Source organism: Microbacterium sp. LBN7 (genome assembly GCF_045690345.1).
Taxonomy (GTDB): Bacteria; Actinomycetota; Actinomycetes; order Actinomycetales; family Microbacteriaceae; genus Microbacterium.
Map to the genome: position 1 here is coordinate 3979884 of NZ_CP147856.1, position 14862 is coordinate 3994745.

13 protein-coding genes are annotated in these 14862 nt (G+C 70.2%); 11 read left to right on the top strand and 2 right to left on the bottom strand.

Annotated elements, in window-relative coordinates; all coding sequences use genetic code 11:
* Positions 1–1353: a DUF349 domain-containing protein gene (locus tag LBN7_RS19345; RefSeq protein ID WP_207769938.1), complete on the bottom strand. Its 1353-nt coding sequence runs from the start codon at positions 1351–1353 to the stop codon at positions 1–3.
* A gap of 216 nt (positions 1354–1569) precedes the next feature.
* On the opposite strand from LBN7_RS19345, the gene nirB reads away from it, so the two are divergent.
* From nirB to LBN7_RS19365, 4 genes are read left to right on the top strand one after another with little or no spacing between them, the layout of a single operon-like run.
* Entirely contained in the window at positions 1570–4149 is a 2580-nt protein-coding gene (gene nirB, locus LBN7_RS19350; RefSeq protein WP_207769939.1) for a nitrite reductase large subunit NirB, read from the top strand.
* Positions 4146–4526 carry a nitrite reductase small subunit NirD gene (gene nirD, locus LBN7_RS19355; protein WP_116634913.1) on the top strand — a complete coding sequence of 127 codons (381 nt, stop codon included), beginning with the start codon at positions 4146–4148 and terminating at the stop codon, positions 4524–4526. Before nirB ends, nirD begins: the two co-directional genes overlap by 4 nt.
* Positions 4523–5338 (top strand): uroporphyrinogen-III C-methyltransferase, encoded by an 816-nt coding sequence (cobA, locus tag LBN7_RS19360; RefSeq protein ID WP_116634914.1) that lies wholly within the window; start codon positions 4523–4525, stop codon positions 5336–5338. Before nirD ends, cobA begins: the two co-directional genes overlap by 4 nt.
* Positions 5335–6462 carry a uroporphyrinogen-III synthase gene (locus LBN7_RS19365; RefSeq protein WP_116634915.1) on the top strand — a complete coding sequence of 376 codons (1128 nt, stop codon included), beginning with the start codon at positions 5335–5337 and terminating at the stop codon, positions 6460–6462. The genes cobA and LBN7_RS19365 overlap by 4 nt, the downstream gene beginning before the upstream one ends.
* A gap of 22 nt (positions 6463–6484) precedes the next feature.
* Here LBN7_RS19365 and LBN7_RS19370 read toward each other — a convergent pair whose 3' ends face one another.
* Complete coding sequence (locus tag LBN7_RS19370) at positions 6485–6787, bottom strand: hypothetical protein (RefSeq protein WP_243408872.1); 303 nt, start codon at positions 6785–6787, stop codon at positions 6485–6487.
* Positions 6788–6900: 113 nt separating this feature from the next.
* Between LBN7_RS19370 and LBN7_RS19375 the strand changes: the two genes are divergently transcribed.
* The 7 genes from LBN7_RS19375 to LBN7_RS19405 all read left to right on the top strand — a co-directional run bounded on the left by LBN7_RS19375 (position 6901) and on the right by LBN7_RS19405 (position 14860).
* Complete coding sequence (locus tag LBN7_RS19375) at positions 6901–8271, top strand: replication-associated recombination protein A (RefSeq protein WP_407360543.1); 1371 nt, start codon at positions 6901–6903, stop codon at positions 8269–8271.
* Positions 8272–8451: 180 nt separating this feature from the next.
* Entirely contained in the window at positions 8452–9081 is a 630-nt protein-coding gene (rpsD, locus tag LBN7_RS19380; protein ID WP_116634918.1) for a 30S ribosomal protein S4, read from the top strand.
* A 110-nt stretch (positions 9082–9191) separates the two neighbouring features.
* A complete protein-coding gene (locus tag LBN7_RS19385) occupies positions 9192–9380 on the top strand; it encodes a hypothetical protein (protein WP_116634919.1) in 189 nt (62 codons plus the stop codon).
* Between the two features lie 51 nt (positions 9381–9431).
* The gene (gene alaS, locus LBN7_RS19390) at positions 9432–12092 is read left to right on the top strand and encodes an alanine--tRNA ligase (protein ID WP_116634920.1); all 2661 of its coding nucleotides are present in this window, start codon (positions 9432–9434) and stop codon (positions 12090–12092) included.
* On the top strand, positions 12089–12562 hold the full coding sequence (ruvX, locus tag LBN7_RS19395) for a Holliday junction resolvase RuvX (RefSeq protein WP_407360544.1): 474 nt from the start codon (positions 12089–12091) through the stop codon (positions 12560–12562). The genes alaS and ruvX overlap by 4 nt, the downstream gene beginning before the upstream one ends.
* A 2-nt stretch (positions 12563–12564) precedes the next feature.
* A complete protein-coding gene (gene mltG, locus LBN7_RS19400) occupies positions 12565–14043 on the top strand; it encodes an endolytic transglycosylase MltG (protein ID WP_407360545.1) in 1479 nt (492 codons plus the stop codon).
* 4 nt (positions 14044–14047) lie between these two features.
* Entirely contained in the window at positions 14048–14860 is an 813-nt protein-coding gene (locus tag LBN7_RS19405; protein ID WP_407360546.1) for a shikimate dehydrogenase, read from the top strand.
* Positions 14861–14862: the final 2 nt, after the last annotated feature.

Below are 14862 nucleotides of genomic sequence, written 5' to 3' on the forward strand. Positions count from 1 at the left end.
TCAGCCGCCCAGTGCGCTGAGCCAGGTGCGTCGAGCCTCGAGCGCATCGGCGGCAGCCTTCGCCGCCTTCTTGTCGCCGGCCTTCTCCGCCGCCGCGAGCTCGGCCTCGAGCTTCTCGATCGCCTCGAGCAGCTGCGAGCTCATGTCATTGGCGCGGGCCTTGGTCTCGGGGTTGTTCTTCTTCCAGTCGACCTCTTCGCGCGCCTTCAGAGCCTGCTCGATGACGCGGAGGCGGTCGTCCAGAGCGCGCTCCTTCTCCCGGGGGAAGACGCGTCCGATCTCGTCCCACTGCTGCTGGATGCGGGTGAGCAGCGCGCGGGCGCGCTTGATGTTCGACTCGTCGGCGACGGCCTTGGCCTCTTCGAGCAGGGCCTGACGGGCCTCGATCTTCGGGCCGGACTCGGCCTCCTCGGCGGCGGCCTGCTCGGCGCGGGCGGCGTAGAGAGCGTCTCCTGCCGCCTTGAACTTCGCCCAGAGCGCGTCATCGGCCTTGCGCCCGGCACGGCCGGCGGCCTTCCACTCGTCGAGCAGGTTGCGGTAGGCGGGGATGCCGTCGGTGCCGCGCGGGGCGAGAGCCTCTGCGCGCTCCACCAGACGGGACTTCGCGTCTCGAGCGACCTTGTGGGTGTCGTCGAGCTCGGAGTAGAAGGCGCGTCGCTGCTTGTCGACGACGGCGCGAGCATCGCGGAATCGCTTCCAGAGCTGCTGCGAGATGCCCTTCGACAGGCGAGGGCCGGTCTGCTGCTGCGCCTGCCAGGCGTCGAACAGCTCGCCGAGCTCGGCCGTGACCTGCTTCCACTGGACCTTGCTGAGGTCGCGCCCGGCGATCGCCTCGGCGCGCTCGACGAGGACGGTCCGCTCGGCGATCGCCTTGTCGACGAGCTCCTTCGCCTGCTGCGCCTCCTGCTCCGTGGCCTCGGAGAGCGATGCGGTGAGGGCGTTCAGACGGTCGCGCAGACCGGCGAGGTCTCCGACGGCGGCGGCATCCGTCGCCTCGTCGATGAGGTGACCGGCCTGCTTGGCGAGATCGCTCGCGGACGCCCCGCCCGACTGCTGACGCTGCTCGAGCGCGTGCACCTTGAAGGCGATGTCGTCGAACTTGCGCACGAAGTAGGCGAGCGCTTCGTCGGGGGTCCCGTCGGGGTACTGGCCCACCACGCGCCAGGCGTCGCCCTCGCGCACCTCGACGGTGCCGTCTTCGGACACGCGGCCCCATTCGGCGGACGACGACGAGGATGCCGGGGCCGGGGCGACCGGCGGCACGACGGCCGGTGTCGGCGCCTTCCGGGGCATCGGCACGGCGGGGGGTGCGGGAACGGGGGGAGTCGGCTTCGACGGCTCGGTGGCAGACACGGTGATTCTCCTTGCGCGGTAAGGCCGCGGGAGGCGGAAAGGACGAGGCTCAGCCTAGTACGCCCGCGGGTTGCCGGTGAGGCCCGCCGTTCTCACATCATCGTTACCGATCTGTGAGGAGATCGTTCGACGGGTGAAACATGCAGCGTCCTCTCCGAGAAACACGGCGCTCCTATCGTCGCCAGCACGACAGTTCCCCCGGTCGACAGGAGCCCCATGAACGACACCGCATCCACGCCGCACGAGATCCTGGTCGTCGGAGCGGGCATGGTGGCGCATCGATTCGTGGAGAGCCTGCTCAGCCGCGCCGACGCGGATGTGCGCGTCACCGTCATCGGCGACGAGGGGCGCGGGCCATACGACCGCGTGGGGCTGACGAGCTTCTTCTCGGGCGCCACCCCGGACGACCTCGAACTCGACCGCTCGGTCTTCCGCGACGCGCGGGTGCGTCTGATCCAGAACGATCGCGTCCTGCGCATCGATCGCTCCGCCCGCTCGGTGCGCACGCGCTCGCGTCGCAACTACGACTACGACACGCTCGTGCTCGCCACCGGCTCCTACGCCGCCAGGGTGGCCGTGGACGGCGCCGATCTCCCCGGCTGCTTCGTCTACCGCACGCTCGACGACGTGCAGGCGCTCCGGGACTTCGTCTCCCGGCGGGCGAGCGCGCTCGGCCGCCCTCTGCGCGGCGCGGTCATCGGCGGCGGCCTGCTGGGCCTGGAGGCGGCGGGTGCGCTCCAGGGGCTGGACGTCGACACCACGGTCGTGCAGTACTCGGACCGCCTGATGTCGGCGCAGCTCGATCAGGCCGGTGGCGGCATGCTGAAGCGTCTGCTCGAGGCCCGCGGCATCACGGTGCGCACGCAGGCACGGACGACGAGGCTCGACCCGGACGAGTCCGGGGCGGTCACGGCACTGGAGTTCCAGGACGGCTCGTTCCAGCGGGCCGATGTCGTCGTGTTCACGGTCGGCGTGCGCCCGCGGGACGAGTTGGCGCGAAACGCCGAGCTGGAGGTGCACCCGCGGGGCGGTGTGCTGATCGACGAGCGGTGCTCGACGTCCGACCCGAACATCCTCGCGATCGGCGAGGTCGCGAACTTCGACGACCGATGCGTCGGCCTCGTGGCTCCGGGATACGCGATGGCGGAGGTCGCGGCCACCCGGTTGCTCGGAGGAGACGCCGGCTTCCCCGGCTACGACGAATCCGCCAAGCTCAAGCTCTCGGGTGTCGACGTGGCGAGCTTCGGCGATGCGCTCGCCCGTACCCCCGACGCGCTCGACGTCGTCTACGCCGATCCCGTGGCGGGCGTCTACAAGAAGCTCGTGCTCTCGGACGACGCGCAGACGCTGCTCGGCGGCATCCTCGTCGGCGACGCGAGCGCCTACGGCTCGCTGCGGCCGCTCGTGGGTGCCAGGCTCGGTGCCGATCCGTCGGCCTACCTGCTGCCGGAAGGGGGCAACGCCGCACCGATGGGGGAGCTCCCGGACGAAGCCGTCGTGTGCTCGTGCTCCAACGTCTCGGCGGGGCGGATCCGCCAGGCCGTGCACGAGGAGGGCTGCCGGGATGCGGCGGCCGTCAAGGGGTGCACGAAGGCGGGCGCGACCTGCGGCTCGTGCGTGCTGATGGTCAAGAAGGTGGTCGGGCAGGAGCTCACCAAGCTCGGCCAGACGGTGTCGAACGCGCTGTGCGAGCACTTCGACATGTCGCGCCGTCAGCTGTTCGACGCCGTGCGGATCGCCGAGCTGTCGACGTTCAGCTCGATCGTCGAGCGCTTCGGACGCGGTCGCGGCTGCGACATCTGCAAGCCCGCGATCGCCAGCATCCTGTCGGGACTCGTCGGCCAGCACGTGCTCGAGGGCGAGAACGCCACGCTCCAGGACACCAACGATCACGTGATGGCGAACATGCAGAAGGACGGCACCTACTCCGTCGTCCCGCGGATGCCGGGCGGCGAGGTGACGCCGGACGGCCTGCTGGCGATCGGGCAGATCGCGAAGGACTTCGCCCTGTACACGAAGATCACGGGCGGTCAGCGCATCGATATGTTCGGCGCGCGTCTGGAGCAGCTGCCGCTGATCTGGGAGCGGCTGGTGGATGCCGGCTTCGAATCCGGTCACGCCTACGGCAAGTCGCTGCGCACGGTGAAGTCGTGCGTGGGGTCGACCTGGTGCCGCTACGGCGTGCTGGACGCGGTGGGCATGGCCGTGAAGCTGGAGCTGCGGTACCGCGGGCTGCGCGCACCGCACAAGCTGAAGCTCGGTGTCTCGGGATGCGCGCGGGAGTGCGCGGAGGCCCGCTCGAAGGACGTCGGGATCATCGCGACGGAGAACGGGTGGAACATGTACGTCGGCGGCAACGGCGGCTTCACGCCGCGGCACGCGCAGCTGCTCGCGTCGGAGCTCGACGACGAGGGTCTGATCCGCGCGATCGACCGGTTCTTCATGTACTACATCCGCACGGCCGATCGGCTGCAGCGCACGGCTCCCTGGTGCGAGGAGGTCGAGGGAGGACTCGACGGCCTCCGGTCCGTGATCTTCGACGACAGCCTCGGGATCTGCGACGATCTCGACGCCGCGATGGCGCTGCACGTGGAACACTACGAGGACGAGTGGGCCGCGACGCTGAAGGATCCCCAGAAGCTCGAGAGGTTCCGCTCCTTCGTCAACGCGGCGGACACCCCTGACCCGTCCCTCGGGTACGTGGCCGAGCGCGGGCAGATCAGGCCGGCGACGGCCGAGGAGCGTCGTTCGGGCGCGGTCCTGATCGCCGGGACGGCACTGGAGGTACGACGATGACCGGTCTGATCGCGGAGGAGACCCTGGTGCGCATCTGCGCGATCTCCGACCTCGAGGTCGAGCGCGGGCGCGCGGCGCTGCTCGGCAGCGAGCAGCTGGCGCTGTTCCTGCTCGCCGACGGCACGGTGCACGCCGTGTCGAACCTCGATCCGTACAGCGGCGCTAACGTGATCTCGCGCGGCATCGTGGGGACCAGGGGAGAGGCGCCGACGGTCGCGTCGCCGTTGCACAAGCAGGTGTTCGACCTGCGCACCGGGGCGTGCCTGGAGACGCAGGGGAAGCCGGATGCGTCGTTGCGGGTGTACCCCGTCCGGGTGACGGCCGACGGGGTGCATGTCGACGTCGCGGGGGCTGCCGCCGGGGAGGACGGCGCATGATGTTCCGGTTCCGTCGGAGGAGGACGGCAGGATCGTGGACGAGCGGCGGATCGACGCGTGTGGGGCGCGTCGATCTCGTCGGCGGCGGACCGGGGCCCGCCGATCTGATGACCCTGAGGGCCCATCGTCTGCTCGCCGAGGCCGACGTGGTGGTCGCCGATCGGCTGGGTCCGGCGGACGAGGTGCGGGCGCAGCTCGGTCCTGAGGTCATCGTCATCGACGTCGGCAAGCGTCCGGGGCATCACCCGGTGCCGCAGGCGCAGATCAACGCACTCCTCGTAGACCATGCGCGGGCGGGAAGGCGCGTCGTGCGTCTGAAGGGGGGCGATCCCTTCGTCCTCGGTCGTGGAGGCGAGGAGGTGCTCGCCTGCGAGGCCGCGGGCATCCCCGTCTCGGTGACACCCGGAGTGAGCAGTGCGATCTCCGTGCCCCAGGCGGCCGGCATCCCGGTGACGCATCGCGGCGTGGCATCCGCCCTGCACGTGGTGAACGGCCAGGGGCCGTTCACCGACAGCACCCTGTCGTCGCTCGCCGACCCGTCCGTGACCACGGTCGTGCTGATGGGCGTGGCCGCGCTCCCTCGGCTGGTCGATGCGGCGCTCCGACACGGCATCCCCGTCGATCGTCCGGTCGCGGTCGTCGAGAACGGGCACACGCCGCGACAGCGCACGGTGCGCAGCACCCTGGGCGCTATCGTGGCCGACGCAGAGGAGGCCGCCGTGGTCAATCCCGCGGTGATCGTGATCGGCGACGTCGCACGCGCCGGACTGCTGCTGCCCACGACGTCGCAGTTCGCGGAGAGCTCGGCGTGACGAACACACCCACACTCGACTCCGCGCTGGCCGGCTGCACGATCATCGTCGCCGCCGACCGCCGCTCGGTCGACCTCGCGACGGCGCTCGAGCGGAGGGGAGCACAGGTGCATCGTGCTCCCGCGCTCAGCATCGTCGCGAACGCGGATGACGCGGAGCTGATGCTCCGGACCGAGCAGCTCATCTCCGCGCCGCCGGACATCGTCGTCGTCACGACCGGCGTCGGGTTCCGCGGGTGGATGGATGCCGCGCACGAGCACGGTCTCGATGAGCGCATCGGCGCGGCGCTGCGCGGTGCGCACTTCGTCGCCCGCGGACCCAAGGCGCACGGCGCGATCCAGCAGGCAGGGTTCACCGCCGACTGGGTCGCGGAGTCGGAGACCTCCGCGGAGGTCGGCGAGTATCTGCTCGCCTCGGGGATCTCGGGCAAGCGGATCGTGGTCCAGCACCACGGCGCCGGATCCGACGGGCTCGACGAGCTGCTGACGGAGGCCGGTGCCGAGGTCGTCAGCGTGACGGTGTATCGCTGGGGACCGCCGCCCGACCCCGAGGTGGTGCGCCGGTCGGCCCGCCAGGCGGGCGCGGGCGAAGCGGATGCCGTGCTCTTCACCTCCGCTCCCGGAGCCGCCTCCTGGCTCGCCGTCGCCGAGGAGGCGGGAGTGCTCGACGACATCCGTCGCCGTGCCGCGACCGGCAGACTGCTCCTCGCCGCGGTCGGCCCCATCACAGCGGGACCGCTGCTGTCGGCCGACCTGGAGACGACGATCGCGGACCGGGGGCGCCTCGGATCACTCGCCCGCTGTGTGATCGCGCATTTCGGCGGCGGCCGTGCGCCGTCGCTGGAGACGGATGCCGGGCGCCTCGAGGTGCGCAGCGGCGGAGTCCTGATCGACGAGCGCTTCGTGCCGCTGTCGCACACGGCCGCGCGCCTCATCGAGGCGCTGTTCGTCGCGGGCGGCCGCGTGCTCTCGCGTGCGGAGATCGGACGCGTCCTCCCCGGCAGCGACCGCAACGGCCACGCGGTCGAGGTCGCGGTGGCCCGGCTGCGCGAGTCGCTGTGCGGCGCCGAGCTCGTGCAGACCGTCGTGAAGCGCGGTTATCGGCTCGCCGTCATCGAGTACTGACCGGACGCGGGGTCGTGGCCGGCTACTCCGCCGGGGTGTCCGAGGGGATCGGAACCGGGGTCTCGACCGGCGCCTCGGTCGGCGCGGTCGTCGGCTCGACGGTCGGCGTCGGCGTGGGCTCAGGAGCGGTGACCTGCGCATGCACGACCTGGCTCGCGATGGCGGCGAGGACGATGACGGACCCGGCGATCGCCGCGATGGCGTTGTCGCGCGTGCGGCGACGGATCTGCCCCTGATGCCAGATCGTGCGCGCGGTGTGCAGACGGGTGCGGCGCTCGGCCTGAACGCGCTCCTGCCGGGTGCTCCTCGAACCGCGTGCGGCCATGCCTCGATCTCCCATCCGTGCGACGGTGCGTCACGTCGCCTCAGAGCCTACCGTCGGCGGCGGGGTGCGTTGAGCGTCACCCGAGTGTCGTGACCCGCCAGTAGCCTGGTGGGATGACGTCCCCTGCCGCGCTGCTCTCCGGGCAGACGCCTCTCGCCGTGCGCATGCGCCCGGTCTCCCTCTCCGAGGTCGCCGGGCAGCGTCATCTTCTGCGATCGGGCTCGCCGATCGTGGCACTCGCCGACCCGGAGGCGACATCGCCGGGTGCGGTGTCGATCATCCTCTGGGGTCCTCCCGGCACGGGCAAGACCACTCTCGCTCAGGCGATCGCCCGTTCCTCGGGGCGCCGCTTTGTCGAGCTCTCGGCGGTCACCGCCGGCGTGAAGGACGTGCGCGAGGTGATGCAGGAGGCGATCACCCAGCGCGACCTCTACGGTCAGACGACGATCCTCTTCCTCGACGAGATCCATCGGTTCACCAAGGCCCAGCAGGATGCGCTGCTCCCCGGGGTCGAGAACGGCTGGGTCATCCTGATCGCGGCCACGACGGAGAATCCGTCCTTCTCGGTGATCTCCCCGCTGCTGTCGCGGTCGCTTCTGCTCACGCTGCAGCCGCTCACCGACGACGACATCGGCCTGCTGGTCGACCGGGCGGTCGGCGACGCGCGCGGTCTGAACGGTGCCGTCGCGCTGAGCGATGAGGCGAGGTCCGCGCTCATCCGACTCGCGTCCGGCGATGCCCGTCGTGCGCTCACCGGTCTCGAAGCCGCCGCCGCGGTGGCGCTCTCGCATGCGGCCGACGCCCCGGCGAAGGGCAGGAAGAAGAAGGACGCCGAGGCGAGTGGCGCGCCGGCGGTCTCCGCCGACGACGTCTCGCAGGCCGTCGACAAGGCGCTGCTGCGCTACGACCGTCAGGGCGACGAGCACTACGACGTCATCAGCGCGTTCATCAAGTCGATCAGGGGTTCCGACCCGGATGCCGCGCTGCACTACCTCGCCCGCATGATCGAGGCGGGGGAGGACCCGCGGTTCATCGCGCGGCGCCTCGTGATCTCGGCATCCGAGGACGTCGGTCTCGCCGATCCGCAGGGCCTCGTCATCGCGGTCGCCGCCGCCGATGCCGTCGCGTTCATCGGAATGCCGGAGGGGCGCATCCCGCTGGCCGAGGCGACGGTGTACCTGGCGACGACGGCGAAGTCGAACGCCGCGTACGTCGGCATCGACGCCGCGATCGCCGACATCCGCAAGGGCGGCTTCGGCCGGGTGCCCGTGCATCTGCGCGACGCGCACTACCCCGGCGCGAAGCGGCTCGGCCACGGCAAGGGCTACGTCTACTCGCACGACAGCGAGTACGGCATCGTGCCGCAGCAGTATCTGCCAGACGAGCTCGACGGCCGGCGGTACTACGAGCCGAAGACCCTCGGAGCCGAGCGCGACGTCGCCGCCCGCCTGGAGCGGATCCGCCGCATCCTCGGCGATCGCTGAGCTGCCCCATCGAGCCGACCGGCGATCTGTTAGACTTGACCGGCTCGAAACCGAGTTTTCGGGCATCTCCTCGTTCACACCCCACCTGGCCGGTGCCCCGGCGTGCGCTCCCAGGCAGAACGCGGACGATACGTCCGTGAGTCGCGAAAGACGCGACCACGTCATCGGAAGGACAGCTTCGTGACCACGAAGTCCCAGGACCGCCGCAAGGTGCGTCTCAGCCGCGCCCTCGGCGTCGCTCTCACCCCGAAGGCCGCCCGCTACCTCGAGAAGCGTCCGTACGCTCCGGGTGAGCACGGCCGCACCAAGCGCAAGGCCGACAGCGACTACGCCGTCCGTCTGCGTGAGAAGCAGCGTCTGCGCGAGCAGTACGGCATCCGCGAGAAGCAGATGCGCAACACGTTCAACGAGGCTCGTCGTCACGACGGCCTGACCGGTGAGAACCTGGTCGAGCTCCTCGAGATGCGTCTCGACGCGCTCGTCGTGCGTTCGGGCTTCGCCCGCACCACCGCGCAGGCTCGCCAGCTCGTCGTGCACCGTCACATCCTCGTCGACGGCCAGCTCGTCGACCGCCCGTCGTTCCGCGTGAAGCCGGGTCAGCTCATCCACGTCAAGCCCAAGAGCGAGGGCACCGAGCCCTTCCAGGTGGCGGCAGCCGGCGGTCACGCCGAGGTGCTTCCCCCCGTTCCCGGCTACCTCGAGGTCGAGCTCGACAAGCTCCAGGCTCGTCTGCTCCGTCGTCCGAAGCGCGCCGAGGTCCCCGTGACCTGTGAAGTGCAGCTCGTCGTCGAGTACTACGCAGCTCGCTGATCCAGCGATCGAGTAATTCGCAGAAGGCGTCGGGGCAACCCGACGCCTTCTGTCGTTTCCGCCTACGATGGAGAAACCGCGCCTTCGCGGATAGAGGCAAGGATGGTGACATGAAGAGCTTGCGATGGTTCGTGTTCGGTCTGATCGGCGGCTTCGTCGTCGCTCATTTCATGGACAAGGACCCGCGGGGTCACGACATCCTCGCCGAGGTCGATGCCCGGATCAACGGATTCACGGCTGCCCTCGGCGATGCCTATCGCGAGCAGGAGGCACGGCTCACGGAGCCGGGCAAGAACTGACCCTCGCTGCGCCTCGGCGCGGCATTCTCACGCAAGGACACCCGGCACTCTATGAAAACTGCGGAGATCGCGCAGCGCTACCTCGATTTCTTCGAGAAGAACGACCACGTCATCGTCCCGTCGGCCTCTCTGGTCAGCGACGATCCCTCCCTGCTGTTCACGGTGGCCGGCATGGTGCCGATGATCCCGTACCTGACCGGCGTGGTGCCTGCACCCCACCCCCGGATCGCGGACGTGCAGAAGTGCATCCGCACCAACGACATCGAAGAGGTCGGTCGGACCGCTCGGCACGGCACGTTCTTCCAGATGCTCGGCAACTGGTCGTTCGGCGACTACTTCAAGGAAGGCGCCATCCGCTACGCCTGGGAGCTGCTCACGAGCTCCGAGGCCGACGGCGGCTACGGTTTCGACGAGAAGGACCTCTGGGTCACCGTCTACGAGACCGATGACGAGGCCGAGGCGATCTGGCGCGACATCATCGGGCTGAAGCCGGAGCGCATCCAGCGGCTCGGCCGCGCCGACAACTACTGGAACACCGGCCAGCCCGGTCCCGGCGGCCCGGACTCCGAGATCTTCTTCGACCGCGGACCCGCGTACGGCAACGACGGCGGACCAGCCGCGGACGACTCCCGGTTCCTGGAGATCTGGAACCTGGTCTTCATGCAGGACTTCATCGAGAACATCCGCAGCAAGACCGAGTTCGACATCGTCGGCGAGCTGCCGATGAAGAACATCGACACCGGCATGGGTCTCGAGCGCGTCGCGTTCCTCAAGCAGGGCGTCGACAACATGTACGAGACCGATCAGGTGCGCCCCGTGCTCGACCGCGCGGTCGAGCTGTCCGGACGCCGCTACGGCGCGTCCCATGAGGACGACGTGCGCTTCCGCGTGATCGCCGATCACGTGCGCTCGTCGCTCATGCTGCTGTCCGACGGCGTGCGGCCGTCGAACGAGGGCCGCGGATACATCCTTCGCCGCCTCATGCGGCGCACGGTGCGCGCGATGCGTCTGCTCGGCGTCGACGAGCCCGTCTTCCCCGAGCTCTTCGCGACGTCGCGCGACGCGATGAAGTCGGCCTACCCGGTGCTCGAGAAGGACTGGTCGACGCTCTCCGCGTCCGCCTTCGCCGAGGAGGAGACGTTCCGGCGCACGCTCGTGGCGGGATCGACCATCCTCGACCTCGCGCTCGATCAGACGAAGCAGGGCGGGGGCAAGACGCTCAGCGGCCCCGAGGCGTTCCTGCTGCACGACACGTACGGCTTCCCGATCGACCTCACGCTCGAGGTCGCCGAGGAAGCAGGGCTCGACGTCGATCGTGCCGCTTTCGACTCGCTCATGCAGGAGCAGCGTCAGCGGGCCAAGGCCGACGCACGCAACCGCAAGCGCCAGCTCGCCGACGTCTCGGTCTACCGTGATCTCCGTGCGCTCGGCGAGACCGGCTTCGACGGTTACACCGCGCTCGAGGTGGAGTCGCGCATCCTCGGCATCCTGGTCGACGGCGCCGTCGTGCGCAGTGCGTCGGAGGGGCAGATCGCCGAGGTGGTGCTCGCCGAGACGACGCTGTACGCGGAGTCGGGCGGTCAGGTGGCCGACAAGGGCACCATCGTCGGCCCCGGATTCGAGCTCGAGGTTCTCGACGTGCAGCGTCCGGTTCCCGGTCTGATCAGCCACACCGTGGAGGTCACGCGGGGCACCGTCGCCGTGGATGACGCCGCGACGACGGTCGTTGACGCCGCGAACCGGCGTGCCGCGCGTCAGGCCCACTCGGCGACGCACCTCGTCCACGCCGCCCTTCGCGACACCCTCGGACCGACGGCCACGCAGGCCGGCTCCCTGAACCGCGCCGGGTACATGCGTTTCGACTTCTCGTGGTCGCAGGCGCTATCGGGCGAGACGCGCTCCGAGATCGAGGAGATCACCAACCGCGCCGTGCAGGACGCCCTCGAGGTGACCACGCGCATCGTCTCGCTCGACGAGGCGAAGGAGGCCGGCGCGATGGCCCTCTTCGGCGAGAAGTACGGTGACGTGGTCCGCATGGTCGACATCGGCGGCCCGTGGTCCCGTGAGCTGTGCGCGGGCACCCATGTCGGCACCAGTGCGGAGATCGGGCTGGTCAGCGTCGTCGGAGAGTCGTCCGTCGGCGCATCCAACCGTCGGATCGAAGCCCTCGTCGGCGCGGACGCGTTCCGCGAGCTGGCGGCGGAGCGGGCACTCGTGTCGCAGCTCACCGCCTCGCTGAAGACGCCGCGCGAGCAGCTGCCCGAGCGGATCGCCGATCTGGCGGCCAGTCTCAAAGCCGCCGAGAAGCGCATCGCGCAGTACGAGGCGAAGGAGCGCGCCGGCCAGGTGCCGGCCATCGCCGATGCCGCGCAGCGTGTCGGGTCCTTCCTCATCGCCGCGCAGTCGCTCGGCGAGGTCGCCTCGGCCGACGATGTGCGAGAGCTCGTCCTCGGTGTGCGCGACCGTCTCGGGTCCGAGGCCGCGGTCGTCGCTCTCGGTGCCGTCGTGGGCGGACGGCCGGTCGTCGTGGTCGCGACCAACGACGCCGCCCGCACCGCGGGTGCCAAGGCCGGTGTGCTCGCCAAGCGAGCCGCGGGTGTGCTCGGCGGCGGAGGCGGCGGTCGTGACGACGTCGCACAGGGCGGCGGTACGGACGCTTCGGCGCTCCCCGCTGCGCTGGAGTCCGTCTCTCAGGAGCTGCACGCCGCGTGAGCGGGTTCCGCCGCGGGGTGCGCCTCGGCATCGACGTGGGCCGTGCTCGGGTCGGTGTGGCGCGATCCGACCCCGATGGAATGCTCGCCGTGCCCGTGGAGACCGTTCCCCGCGACGACCTCTCGATCGACCGCATCATCGAGATCGCCGGAGACTACGACCTCCTGGAGTTCGTCGTCGGACTTCCGGTGAACATGCAGGGGGCGGACACGCCGTCGACGACGGATGCGCGCGAGTTCGCCGCGGCGCTCGGCCGGCGCAGCGGTGCGCCGGTGCGGCTGGTGGACGAGCGCCTCAGCACCGTCACCGCCCATGCGGCGCTGCGGTCCTCCGGGCGATCACAGAAGAAGTCTCGTAGCATTGTTGATCAGGTCGCCGCCGTGGTGCTGCTGCAGCAGGCGATCGACACGGAGAAGAGCACCGGAAACCCGGCCGGTGCCACGATCCCGGTTGACGAGGAGCCCGCCTGAACATGTCCGAACGCGAGAGTGCTTCCCCCCAGCACGATCCGGGCGCCCGCCTGGGCGACCTGTTCGAGAATCTGCCCGCCCCGACACGTCAGATCCCGACCGTCGACAACAGCGCCCCGACGCCGGGTTCGCGCCGCGCCGCGCGCGAGGCCGCCGGTCGGCCCTCGGAGTCGCACGACTCGCCGGATTCGGAGCCGACGAGCGAGGATTCCGCGAACACGGAGCCTGCGCGCCGCGAGCCCTCTGCCGCGGATGCCCTCTTCGCCTCCGCAGCGTCGCCGCAGCAGGATGCATCCGCCTCAGCGGCGACGTCTCCGAAGTCGGCTTCTCCCGACCCCGCCCCGCCACTGGGCGGAGGGCTGGACGATCTCTTCGCTCCGCCTGACGAGCACCCCGCCGCCCGGCGGCCGAAGAAGAAGCGGCGAACCGGCTGCCTGATCGCCCTGGCCATCGTGCTGGTGATCGTGGGAGGTCTGGCCGCCGGCGGAGTCTGGGCCTGGAACACCTACGGCGACAAGATCAGCGAGGCGCTCGGCTGGGGCGGTGCCGCCGATTGGGAGCCCGGCATGGCGACGGGCGAGGTGATGGTCACGATCCGCGAGGGCGACACCGGAGGACCGGTGTCGACCGCTCTCTACGATGCGGGCGTGACCAGGACCGAGGACGTCTTCTACGACTACCTCATCAACGAGAACCTCGCCGTGACGTTCTACCCCGGCATCTATCGGCTGCAGGAGAAGATGACGGCCGAGGCCGCTCTCGCCGCTCTCAAGGACGAGAAGAACAAGCTCGAGAACACGGTGTCGATCACGGAAGGCGGGACGATCGCCTCGTCGCTGGCGAACATCGCCGAGACGCTCGGAATCCCGCTCGCGGACTTCGAGGCCGCTGTGGCCGATCCCGCGGCCTACGGCGTGTCCGCACCGTCTCTCGAGGGATGGCTCTTCCCTGCGATCTACACCTTCGATCCCGAGGTGACGGCGACGCAGGTCATCCAGCGGATGGTCGATCGCACACGGGAGTCGCTCGCCGCGGCAGGGGTCCCGGACGACGAAGCGGAGCGTGTGCTGACCATCGCCTCGATCATCGAGCGCGAAGGCCGTCTGGACGACTTCGCCAAGGTGTCGCGGGTGATCCAGAACCGCCTCGACATCGACATGCTCCTGCAGATGGACTCGACGGCTCAGTACGGGTACGGCTCGCTGCACGAGGGCGTCGTGTCGAGCTCGGCCGAGGCACTCGCCGACGACAACCCGTGGAACACCTACGTCCACACGGGACTCCCGGTCACGCCGATCGCGAGTCCGAGCGACGCGGCGATCGACGCGGCGATGAACCCGGCCGACGGGCCGTGGCTCTACTTCGTCACGATCAACCTGGCCACGGGCGAGACCCAGTTCTCCGAGACCCTCGCCGAGCACGAGCAGGGTGTGGAGAAGTGGCGCGAGTGGTGCCGGGCCAATCCCGACGGCGGCTGCTGAGCCGGTGACCGCCTCGTATCTCGCTGTCTGGGGAGACCCGATCGCGCACTCGAAGTCGCCTGCGCTGCACGCGGCCGCCTACCGTGTGCTCGGTCTCGACTGGGAGTACGGGCGACGGCAGGTCGATGCGGCGGCGTTCGCCGACGCCCTCGACGGGCTCGACGCCCGGTGGCGCGGCCTGTCGCTCACCATGCCCTTGAAGGAGGAGGCGTTCCGTGCCGCCGCATCGCGTGATGCGCATGCTGAGCTGACGGGCGCCGTGAACACGCTGCTGCTCGGCGACGCCATCGCCGGCTACAACACGGATGTCGGCGGCATCGTCGACGCGCTGGCCGAGGCGGGGATCACCGAGACGCGCTCCGTGCGCATCCTCGGTGCCGGCGCCACGGCGGCATCCGCGCTCGTCGCCGCCGCCGATCTGGGAGCGGAGAGCGTCGAGATCTCGGCGCGCCGCCCGGAGCGCGCTGCCGGTCTCATCGCTCTGGGGGAGCGCATCGGCATCTCCGTCGAGGCACGCCCGCTCGACGATGTCGCGGCCGAGACCGATCTGACCATCGCGACGCTCCCGAGCGGAACCGTTCTTCCCGAGGGTGCCGCGTCGGCCTTGGCCGCGCGAGGGGGCGCGCTGTTCGATGCGGCCTACGCCCCCTGGCCGTCTGCCCTCGCGGCGGCATGGGGCGGTGCCACCGTGGTGTCCGGACTCGGGATGCTGCTGCATCAGGCCGTGCGCCAGATCAGGATCTTCCATCACGGCGACCCGTCGACGGCGCTGCCCGACGAGGCCGCTGTGGTGGCTGCCATGCGCGCCGTGCTCTGATC